Origin of the sequence: Belnapia arida (assembly GCF_016773205.1) — a bacterium.
Taxonomy (GTDB): Bacteria; Pseudomonadota; Alphaproteobacteria; order Acetobacterales; family Acetobacteraceae; genus Belnapia; species Belnapia arida.
Window position 1 is genome coordinate 1 of sequence record NZ_JAETWB010000077.1, and the last position, 9,949, is coordinate 9,949.

The window sequence follows — 9,949 nt, forward strand, 5'->3', positions numbered from 1 at the left end:
CCATGCTCAGCTCGAGGCACCCGCCATGGCGGCGTGACCCAAGTAAACCACCCTCCGGCGAAGCCGGGGCGGTTCAGCTTCTGTCGGCGGCAAGCGTCTGGCGGATGCCCTCGAGCAGTCCCTCGGACTCGTTGTCGACCATTGCGTTCTCGTACGCCGAGGTGTCCGGCGTCAGGTCGGGCAGGGCCAGCCTGCTGCGTGCCCACGAAACACGGGACCGGCGAGGAGATGCCGGGGGTGGCCGAAACTCTGCTCCAACCCGGCTGGCGCGAGGCCATGCGTTGGATCGATGGGATAGACCTACATATCGTGGAGGCGGCTCTGGCGGCAGTTGAACAGGAAATCGGAAAAACGCTTCAGACCGCCCGAAAACCAGAGGTCACTTGAGGGGAAATGCAATGGCACGTGGCTGGTACCTGAAGTCTCGCCCGGAGGGCATGCCGACCCTCGACAACTTCGAACAGCGGCCGCTGCCGCTTCCCTTGCTGGAGCCAGGGATGGTCAGGGTCCGGAATTTCTGGCTCTCAGTCGATCCGTACATGCGCCCCCGGATGACCGAGGCGAAGAGCTACGTCGCGTCCTATGCGCTAGACGCGCCGCTGGATGGAGGTGCGGTCGGCGAGGTTGTCGAGTCCAGGGCCGATGGCTTCTCGCCCGGAGACCTCGTGTCGCATCGCTTCGGCTGGCGCGACGAGGCTGCGGCCCCTGCCGAGGCGTTCACGAAGCTGCCCGCAAGCGGACTGCCGCCGCAGGCCTACCTCAATACGCTAGGCATGATCGGGGCGACCGCATACTTCGGGCTGCTCAGAGTGGCGGAGGCGAAAGCGGGTGAGACCATGTTCGTTTCCGCCGCGGCCGGAGCGGTGGGCTCGACCGTCGTGCAGATCGCAAAGGTTAAGGGGATGCGTGTGGTCGGGTCGGCAGGTGGCCCGGAGAAATGCGCGCTGGTCCGCGAGTTGGGTGCCGATGCGGCAGTCGATTACAAATCGCCCGGATTGCTCGCCGACAAGCTGGCAGCAGCCGCTCCGGAGGGCATCGACGTCTACTTCGAGAATGTCGGCGGCGAGCACCTCGATGCCGCGCTTGCGCAGGCTAGGGAGGGCGCACGCTTCGCAATATGCGGCTTGATCGGTGCCTACAACAGCACCGAGCCGGTCGCGCTGCGAAACCTGTTCCGCATCATCGCGGCGCGCATTCGCATCCAGGGCTTCCTCGTCAGTGACTTCCGCGACCACTTCAGCGATTTTCAGAGGGATATGGGGCTGTGGATGGCGCAAGGGCGCATTTCCGGGCGTGAGACTGTGATGGACGGCCTCGAAGCGATGCCCATGGCGTTTCTGGCCCTGTTTTCCGGTCGCAACACAGGGAAGATGCTGGTCCGGCTGTGAGCGAGGCGGCAATCCCTAGTCCAGCAGAAGTTACCTCAGGAAGCCAGCTCGGCGCCCTGACCCTGGGCTCCGGCGGGGTCAACCCGACCGACGCGACCTGGGCGCCATCGGTACGAGCGGCACCAAAAGTGCGACGTATGCCGGTCGCGCCGCCACGCCGCCCCTGAGTGCGACGCGGGAACTCTGGTCAGCCCGTCGTTAGCAGGTGCCAGGAAAGCTCATGCCCAGGGCCGGAGACGAAGCCCAGGCACGCGAAGCGGTCATGAGCAGCCAGGGCACTAATTAGGAGTTCGTTCCAGGCTTCCAGCATCGTCGGATGCGGATGGGGGATGCCGCGCAGCAGGCTCAGCCCCTGCTGTCTAACTATCAATCCGCCACCGGGCACCGCAGTGATCTCGGCCCGATCGCCCTGGGCGGTGGCCAGGGCGACCATGAAGGCCGCGAAGTCCTGGATGCCGCCACGCTCGGTCAGGCCCAGCGTGGCGGCCGTGGCCGCGTAGTGCTGCATGGCGACGAGCCGTGCCGCTAGGCCCAGCAGGTGCCCGCCCTCCACCGGCCCGAACAGCGCCACCGTTAAGTGAGGCTTCGACTAGATCGCACCGGGCGGAGTCAGCACGAAGATGACTTGCGGCCACTCCCGATCAGGTAGGCGATCGGAATGGTTAAGCCTGTGCCGTGCGACAGGCCACGGCCCGCCGCTCGAAGGCCGAACGGATGCGGGTGCGTATTTCCTCCGGTTGGTGCGCGATGACCCCAGTTGTCATGGCGAGGCTGCTGAGCCCGCCCTGCCACAGGACCTCTGTATCTTGGACACGGTGCTCGGTGGCGTGCGCATGCACCTCTACACCGACGAGCCCCGCATCTTCCAGCAAGCGGCGGAGCTCTGCCGCGTCGCAGAAGCGCAGCGTCGAGTGCATTGGCACGCCCGGAGGGTGCGGTGCCCCGACTTCAGTGACGGCCTCGCGGAACAGCGCCTAGAGGCGCTGCCGCTCCGGAGCATCCCACCATGCGAAGGCGAGCGTCCCGTTTGGCACGACTACACGCATGCACTCGGCGACAGCGGCCTCCGGGCGCGGGAAATGTCCGAGCCCGAAACTGCAAATCAGGGCATCGAAGGCTCCATCGCCGAAGGGCAGGGACTCGACCTCCGCTTCATGGAACGGAACACCGGGATGAAGGCTTTGGGCCAGCGCAACCATACCCGGCGCGAGGTCCACCCCGGTGGCCACTGCCCCTCGCGCGATCGATGCAGCGGCGACCCGACCCGGCCCGGACGCCACGTCGAGGACTCGCGTGCCCGGCCCGACTGCTGCCGCATCGAGAAGCGCTGGGGTGGCGAGGGCGGTTACTGGTGAGAAGAAGGCATCGTAGCCAGGCGCCATTCTGGTATGCGCCGCACGCTCAAAGCTTTTCAGCCGCTCTGCGTGATCGGAGGTCATGTTGTGCTTCCCGTCCAGGGATCTTGGCGATCCACACCTCGTGCCATCGCTGCCACTATTAGCTTGCTCAGGGCAGTGGGAAAAATCAGCCAGAGGCAGTACGTCAAATAGTTCTGATATAAGAATGAAGAACAAGACGTACTATTGAGATGAGCCTCCTTCCTAGACTTGTCGAACACAGGTAAGCCGCACTGACTGGAGCGATCCGCACGAGGTTAAAGGTTTCGCCTCAGTGCGTGCTACCTCAACGCCATGGAAACCAAGCCCCCTGTTCCGCTCGCCGTCCTCGTTGGCATCCAGACGCCCGAGGTAGACGACGTCGCCCATGAGGCTAGCCTCGAGGAACTGGGACGCCTGGTGAAGACGCTGGGCTACCAGGTAGTCGGGACGGTGTCCCAGAAGCGCGAGGGCACAGGCGCCGGGTCGCTGCTCGGAAGTGGCAAGCTGGCGGAACTCGCGGCGCTAACCGGTGGCACTGGCGTAGTCAGCTCCATAGCGCCGCCCCCAAGGGCCAAGGCGAGGCAGCGCTTCGAAGGTGCCGATGAGACGGCGCCCTCGACGGAGGCGGAGACCGATGCGGCCCGAAAACCCGAGTTCGTCATCGTCGACCACGAACTCTCTCCCAGCCAGATCCGCAACCTGGAGCGGGCGACGGACGCCCAGGTGCTCGATCGCACCGGCATCATTGTCGAGATCTTCCATCGCCATGCCAACACGCGTGAGGCGAAGCTCCAGGTAGAGATGGCGCGTCTGAAATACGTGGCACCGCGGCTGCGGGAGTCCTCGGGCGGCGGTGGGCGCCAGCAGGGGCCGGGCGCAGGCGAGAGCAACCTCGACCTCGACCGCCGCAAGATCCGCGACCGGCTCGCAGAACTGAAGGAGCAGCTGGAAGCGGTGCAGCGGGACAGCGACCACCGCCGCTCCGCCCGACGGGACCAGCTGCGGGTGGCGCTGGTTGGCTACACCAATGCGGGGAAGTCCTCCCTGATGCGAGCCCTGACGGGCAGCCAAGTGCTAGTGGAGGACAAACTCTTCGCCACGCTCGACACCACCGTCCGGATCCTGCAACCGGAAACCCGGCCGCGGGTACTCGTCTCGGACACGGTTGGCTTCATAAAACAGTTGCCACATGACCTCGTCGCTTCCTTCCGCTCCACCTTGACGGAGGCGTTGGAGGCATCGCTGCTGCTCTATGTCGTGGACGCGTCGGACCCGACCTACGAGGCGCAGTTGGAGGTGAGCCGCAGCGTGCTGCGCGAGATTGGGGCGGATGTGGTGCCGTCCCGCCTGGTGCTGAACAAGATGGATCGGGTGGACGCTGCCCGGCGCGCCGCCCTAGTCGAGAAGCATCCGGATGCGATCCCCCTCTCCGCCCATTCGGTCGGGGATGTCAGCGCGCTGCGGGAGACCATCGTAGCCTTCTTTGAGGAGTCCATGGTGGAGGACGTGCTGGTGCTGCCCTACGCGAAGCAGGGGCTTATCGGAGAGGTGTACGAAAGCGCGCGAGTCCTGTCGGAGGAGTATGACGAGAATGGCCGGGTGATGAAGGTCTGCGGCCTTCCCGGTGCCCTTGCGCGTCTGCAGCGAAGCCTTGCTGCCCGCTGAGCTGTGATGCACATGGGGACAGCCTGAGTCTAAGTACCAACTGCTTCTGACCGCGGCTGGGTGGCTAGCCGCCACGGAGCCGCAGCGAAGCGGCTCCTACCTTCCACGCGAGCGGATCACGCACTAGGTCGAGTTGCTCGCGGCATGACATTGGCCCATTCGCCGGTACCCCATGAGACTTCGGTGCCGTTGGCGAATTTCCTGCTGTACAGCCACGAGGGTCGTCGTGGTTTTGGGGTGGCGGTGCGATTTGAGGCGGAACCAGAACCGCTCGTTGCGCGCTCCTGGTCGCCTTGCCACAGAATTGTCCTGCGAGGCACCTACATCGCCTCGGTTTAAGGTTCAGACATAGTGGCCGGGCAGCAGCACCGAGCGCGCGACCCCCATGCGGATGACGCCGAGCAGGTGCAACTTGGGAAGCCGTTGGGCGTCTGCGGGCACTGCCGCGATAAATTGCCAGAGACGCCCGCGAATGGCGCTAAACAGCTGAATGCATGAATCAGCGCCACCCCAGCGCTGGGGCAACGTGCTTCAGGATGCCCTCGATGACGTGGCAGCAGTATTCGACGCCAAGCTGGTTCGGAATGGTCAGCAAGAGGGTGTCCGCCTCGGCAATCGCTTCGTCCGTACTGAGCTGCTCGACCAAGCGGTCCGGCTCGGCGGCGTAGCCACGCCCGAAGATTGCTCGGGTCTTCTCATCGAGGAACCCGACTTGATCCTGCTCCTTGCCGCCACGGCCGAAGTAGGTGCGGTCGCGATCATCCAGCAGCGGGAAAATGCTGCGGCTCACCGAGACGCGCGGGGTGTGCGCGTGTCCGGCTTCCGTCCAGGCCGCATGGTAGGCGCGGATCTGCTTGGCCTGCTGAATATGGAAGGGCTCGCCGGTCTCGTCGTCCTTGAGAGTAGAGCTCTGCAGGTTCATGCCTTGCTGTGCGGCCCAGACCGCGGTGGCATTTGAGCCGGAGCCCCACCAGATGCGTTCGCGGAGGCCCTCTGAGTAGGGTTCAATGCGCAGTAGGCCAGGTGGATTAGGAAACATAGGATGCGGGTTTGGCTGGGCAAAGCCTTGGCCACGAATTACCTCTAGGAAGACCTGCGCGTGGCGACGCCCCATCTCCATATCGGTCTCGCCCTCGGCTGGGGCGTAGCCAAAATGGCGCCAGCCATCGATTACCTGCTCCGGCGAGCCACGGCTGAGACCAAGCTGCAGACGCCCGCCGCTGATGAGATCCGCGGCGCTGGCATCTTCAGCCATATAGAGAGGGTTCTCGTAGCGCATGTCGATGACCGCGGTTCCAAGCTCAATACGGCTGGTCTTCGCGCCCATGGCGGCAAGGAGGGGAAAGGGCGACGCGAGCTGGCGGGCGAAATGGTGGACGCGCACATAGGCGCCGTCCGCGCCCAGCTCCTCTGCCGCAACGGCGAGGTCGATAGATTGCCGTAAGGCATCGGAGGCGGAGCGGGTGCCAGAACTGGGTGACGGCGCCCAGTGGCCAAAGGAGAGGAAACCGATTTTCTTCATGGTGAGAGTGATCCGGAGAGGCGAGATGTCATCTGCCGTGAAAAGTGGAGCGGCCTCGAGATGCGCGATGCAGCCGCCATTGTACAAGGATATGGGGCTTGCGCCGCTTCGACCTTCATCATCAACGGAAATGATGATTATGCTTCGAAACCGCCCACGCAGGCTCGGAGAAGGCCGCCGAGGACATCGGATCTTACTACGCAGCGAAACGCCGCCGGGCGCCTCATGGGCATCCTGCTGTCCGGCGCGGTCACCTGGTGGGCCGGGCTGCAAGGGTGCCTATGGGGCTCGGTGGCGATGCTGGCGGCCAGCATGCCGAGGGGCGGGTTGGGCAATTGCCCCCTAAATCCATTATGTCGGACGCCCAGAGCAGACAGGTCATCGTCATCGGCGGAGGGCAGTCCGGCCTCGCCGTCGGCTACTTCCTGCGCCGGACGGGTTTGGACTTCGATTGCGGATACGCGCCGAACCAGGACCCTACCCAGATTTGGCCTGCCACCTCGAAAAGCACAGAAAACAGCGCGAGGGTGGGGTCCCGATCGGCGCCGACCGGGACCCACCTGATCGCAAGATTTGTCTATAACTTCAGGTCGTTGCCGCCATCGTTGGGAGGGGCCCGGTTCGACGCTGATTCACACGCTCGGCGGTAGATCTGGCAGGACATGCCGCCGTTCGAGGACCTGCCCTCCCTCAACACATGGCTGGAGGCTCGCTGGGTCGGGCGCTGGAGTGAACTCCAGCACGGAGGCCTGCCCAGCAGTGTCGCCAAAGTGCATGCCCTAGAGCAGACAAACCTGATTTCGGTAGGGCGGGCATTCGACGACGTTCGTGGGCTGCAGAACGGAGCTGATGATTGTTAAGCCCAACGCTGATCTTGGCGGCAACTTCGTCGGTCCACCAGCTTCAATCCCCGCACGTTGAGCAGGTAATGTCCGCGTACAGGAGAGAAGGGCGAACAATCGGTTCGACGCCGATGAGGGTCAAAATCGAAGTGTGTGCCCTCGCCCACAAAGGCCACGCCGCCATGTAGAGGCCATGGATCTGCGCCCACCAACCGACCCCGCACGCCTTTCTCCGCTCCGCGACGTCGTGCGCCAGTTTCGCACAGTACTCTGGCAGGGCCTTCCGGCCGCGCACCGGCGTCGGCTGCTACTCGTCGCCGCCCTGGTCGCATTAGGGGCGGGCGTGCAGGGCTTGGCGCCACTCGCGCTGACGACCGCGGTCGATCGGCTGGCGACGGGACACCTCAAGGCAGGCCTGTTCGCGGTCATCGCTTATGCCGCCATGGCCGGGCTGTCGCGGGCGCTTCGCCAGGGCGTGTCGCTCATGCACGGGGAGGTTGCGCGCAAGCTGGAGCGCGACCTCTACCGCCGCGCCTACGCCCACACTCTCGCCCTACCCCACGCCGTGCACCTTGGCCGCAAGGCGGGGGAATTGGCACGCACCGTTACCGACGGAGTGCGCGGGTGGCGGCGTATGATGGACGCTGCCGTCTTCACCGCCCTGCCGTTCGTGGTCGAGATCGGCACCGTCGCCGCCGTACTGCTAGCTGTCGCCGTCCCGACCCCGCTGGTCGTCGTGCTGCTCACCTTCGTCCTCGTCTACGGCCTCGTTTTCCACCGTGGCCTCCAGCGCCAGCGGGAGAGCTTCCGCACCGCCGCTCGCACCGACGCGGAGGCCCAGGGCGTGGCCGCCGACGCGTTGGCGAACCAAGAGACCGTGAAGCTCTTCGCCCGCGAGGCGCTGGTAGAGGGCCGCATCGGCAAAGCCTTCGCTCGCGGTGGGGCGGCCTGGGACGCCTATAACCGAGCGGCGACCCGTAATGGCCTGACCTTATCGGCGCTCTTCACTCTCGCACTGGGCGCGACTCTGTTGCTGGCGGCGCGCGAGGTGGCGGCGGGGCGCATGACGCCGGGCGGCTTCGTTCTAGTGAATGCCTACGTCCTTCAGGTGGTCGGCCCCGTCGAGCGGCTGGGCAACATGGCCCGTGAGATCGTGCAGGGCCTCGACCTCACCGCCAGGCTACGGGCCCTGATGGCCGAGGCGGACGAGGCAGCCCTCTCCCCAGGAGCGCGCGCCTTGTCTGGCGAAGGTCCCGTCACCGTGCAGGTGGAAGGCCTACGCTTCGGTTACGACCCGCGCCACCCCGTGCTGCACGGCATCAATCTTGCTATCCCGGCCGGTCGCAAGCTGGCCGTGGTCGGCCGCTCGGGTTCGGGCAAGTCCACCCTGGCGCGGCTACTCTGCGGCCTCTATCGGCCGGAGGGGGGCACGATCCGGCTGAACGGCGTGCCGGTGGCGGATCTCCCCCTCCTAACCCTGCGCGGAGCCGTGGCCGTCGTGCCGCAGGACACGGTGCTGTTCCACGACACCCTACGCGCCAACCTCCTCTTCGCCCGGCCGGAGGCGGACGATGCAGCTCTGCTGGAGGCTGCGCGCACCGCCGGGCTGGACACGGTGGTAGAGGCCCTGCCCGACGGTTGGGACACGGTGGTGGGCGAGCGCGGCCTTCGGCTCTCGGGGGGCGAGAAGCAGCGAGTGGCTATCGCCCGCGCCGTGCTCAAGCGCCCCCGCCTACTGCTGCTGGACGAAGCGACAGCCTCGCTCGATACGCGGACGGAGCGCGCTATCCAGTCGGGGCTGGAGGCGGCGGCGCGCGGCGTCACCACGCTGGTCATCGCCCACCGCCTCTCCACCATCCGTGACGCAGACGAGATCGCGGTGATGGAGGACGGGCGCATCATGGAGCGGGGCCGACATGCAGTGCTCCTCGCCCAAGGCGGACGCTACGCCGCGCTGTGGCATGCCCAGGAGGTGGAAACACCGTCCGATCTCAAGGAAGGTAAGCAGACTGACAACCCCCCGGTCACGCGGGGGCGAGAAAGACCAGGCGAAATGGTTGAAATAGGAACCTGATCCAGCAACGAGCAACGGTGTGTCGGCATTCCAGTTACCCCACTTGCCAAGGCTGCTGGTTTCGAAGTTGAGGAAGGCCCTGATGAGACCCTGGCTTGCTGGGCTGGCGTACAGTCCGCCAACGCTCAAGTATGGGGCGGCTCCCCTCGTATCATTTCCGTAATGAAATGAAGGCCACTGCGCGGACTCTTTTGAGTTCTGACTGGCAGCTCCAGTTTCTGCCTTCAATGGCGGCTCGGAGAAGAACTTGCCGCTCCGGAATTGCGTCATTTAACCTGCCCTGATGCGTATCGCCGTCATTGCCGATGTTCATGGAAACCTGATCGCGCTCGAGGCGGTGCTTGCTCACTTGCGCGATGATGCACCGGACTTGGTAGTCAACTTGGGTGACCTCGTCTCAGGACCTTTCGACCCCCGCGGCAGTGCGGAGGCACAGATGGCTCTCGCTTGCCCGACCGTGGCCGGGAACCACGAACGGGAAGTCTCGACGGTGGCACCGGTGCCTTCGACGCTTTCGCCAGACCCCTCTTGTCCACCGCGCACCTGGACTGGATGCGGGATCTGCCAAGTACGTTGTCCCTGGTCGGCGGTGAGGTGTTCGCCTGTCACGGAAGCCCGCGCGACGGCAATCTGGAATACCTCCTCGAGGATGTCAGCACCGGCCAGGCCCGGCTCGATGCGGCGGATGCCATTGAGCAGCGCCTAATGGTATCGGTGAGGCCAAGGTGGTCCTTTGCGGGCATACCCACATGCCGCGCATGGCCAGCATCGGCGGCATCCTTGTGGTCAATTCCGGCAGTGTCGGCCTGCCCAAATACCGAGACACCAATCCTGTGCCGCACGTCATGCAGGTAGGCATGCCGCATGCACGGTACGCCGTCATCACGCGTGGTAACGGCGGCTGGGCGGCGGAACTGCGGGCAGTGCCGTATGACTATGAGGCAGCCGCGCGGCAGGCCAAGCAACATGGCTGGCCCAGGACAGCTCATGTTGTCCGAACGGGCGTAAGCGTCCGGTGATGCGGCGTAAGCGTCCAGTGAGGCGGCGACCGACCGTCAGGTTGTCGCGGCTTCGGCGTC

The 9,949-nt window shown here is 65.2% G+C and carries 10 protein-coding genes; 6 read left to right on the forward strand and 4 right to left on the reverse strand.

Annotated features, from left to right (window positions below):
* Nucleotides 1–237 precede the first annotated feature (237 nt).
* Both JMJ56_RS31625 and JMJ56_RS31630 read left to right on the forward strand, forming a co-directional pair.
* Nucleotides 238–387, forward strand: coding sequence for a hypothetical protein (locus JMJ56_RS31625; protein WP_202835853.1), 150 nt, complete (start codon nt 238–240; stop codon nt 385–387).
* A gap of 11 nt (nt 388–398) precedes the next feature.
* Nucleotides 399–1,388 (forward strand): NADP-dependent oxidoreductase, encoded by a 990-nt coding sequence (locus JMJ56_RS31630; protein WP_202835854.1) that lies wholly within the window; start codon nt 399–401, stop codon nt 1,386–1,388.
* Between the two features lie 187 nt (nt 1,389–1,575).
* Here JMJ56_RS31630 and JMJ56_RS31635 read toward each other — a convergent pair whose 3' ends face one another.
* The 3 genes from JMJ56_RS31635 to JMJ56_RS35895 all read right to left on the reverse strand — a co-directional run bounded on the left by JMJ56_RS31635 (nt 1,576) and on the right by JMJ56_RS35895 (nt 2,827).
* Complete coding sequence (locus JMJ56_RS31635) at nt 1,576–1,959, reverse strand: hypothetical protein (RefSeq protein WP_202835855.1); 384 nt, start codon at nt 1,957–1,959, stop codon at nt 1,576–1,578.
* Nucleotides 1,960–2,050: 91 nt separating this feature from the next.
* On the reverse strand, nt 2,051–2,305 hold the full coding sequence (locus tag JMJ56_RS35890; RefSeq protein ID WP_202835856.1) for a hypothetical protein: 255 nt from the start codon (nt 2,303–2,305) through the stop codon (nt 2,051–2,053).
* A 57-nt stretch (nt 2,306–2,362) separates the two neighbouring features.
* A complete protein-coding gene (locus JMJ56_RS35895; protein ID WP_202835857.1) occupies nt 2,363–2,827 on the reverse strand; it encodes a class I SAM-dependent methyltransferase in 465 nt (154 codons plus the stop codon).
* A gap of 252 nt (nt 2,828–3,079) precedes the next feature.
* On the opposite strand from JMJ56_RS35895, the gene hflX reads away from it, so the two are divergent.
* Nucleotides 3,080–4,432 (forward strand): GTPase HflX, encoded by a 1,353-nt coding sequence (gene hflX / locus JMJ56_RS31650; RefSeq protein ID WP_202835858.1) that lies wholly within the window; start codon nt 3,080–3,082, stop codon nt 4,430–4,432.
* Between the two features lie 499 nt (nt 4,433–4,931).
* Here hflX and JMJ56_RS31655 read toward each other — a convergent pair whose 3' ends face one another.
* The gene (locus JMJ56_RS31655) at nt 4,932–5,954 is read right to left on the reverse strand and encodes an LLM class flavin-dependent oxidoreductase (RefSeq protein ID WP_202835859.1); all 1,023 of its coding nucleotides are present in this window, start codon (nt 5,952–5,954) and stop codon (nt 4,932–4,934) included.
* Between the two features lie 1,035 nt (nt 5,955–6,989).
* On the opposite strand from JMJ56_RS31655, the gene JMJ56_RS31660 reads away from it, so the two are divergent.
* From JMJ56_RS31660 to JMJ56_RS31670, 3 genes are all read left to right on the forward strand, one after another.
* Nucleotides 6,990–8,870, forward strand: coding sequence for an ATP-binding cassette domain-containing protein (locus tag JMJ56_RS31660; RefSeq protein WP_202835860.1), 1,881 nt, complete (start codon nt 6,990–6,992; stop codon nt 8,868–8,870).
* 283 nt (nt 8,871–9,153) lie between these two features.
* Nucleotides 9,154–9,576 carry a metallophosphoesterase family protein gene (locus tag JMJ56_RS35900; protein ID WP_202835861.1) on the forward strand — a complete coding sequence of 141 codons (423 nt, stop codon included), beginning with the start codon at nt 9,154–9,156 and terminating at the stop codon, nt 9,574–9,576.
* 19 nt (nt 9,577–9,595) lie between these two features.
* Nucleotides 9,596–9,889, forward strand: a complete 294-nt coding sequence (locus JMJ56_RS31670; RefSeq protein ID WP_328702520.1) for a metallophosphoesterase family protein — start codon at nt 9,596–9,598, stop codon at nt 9,887–9,889.
* Nucleotides 9,890–9,949: the final 60 nt, after the last annotated feature.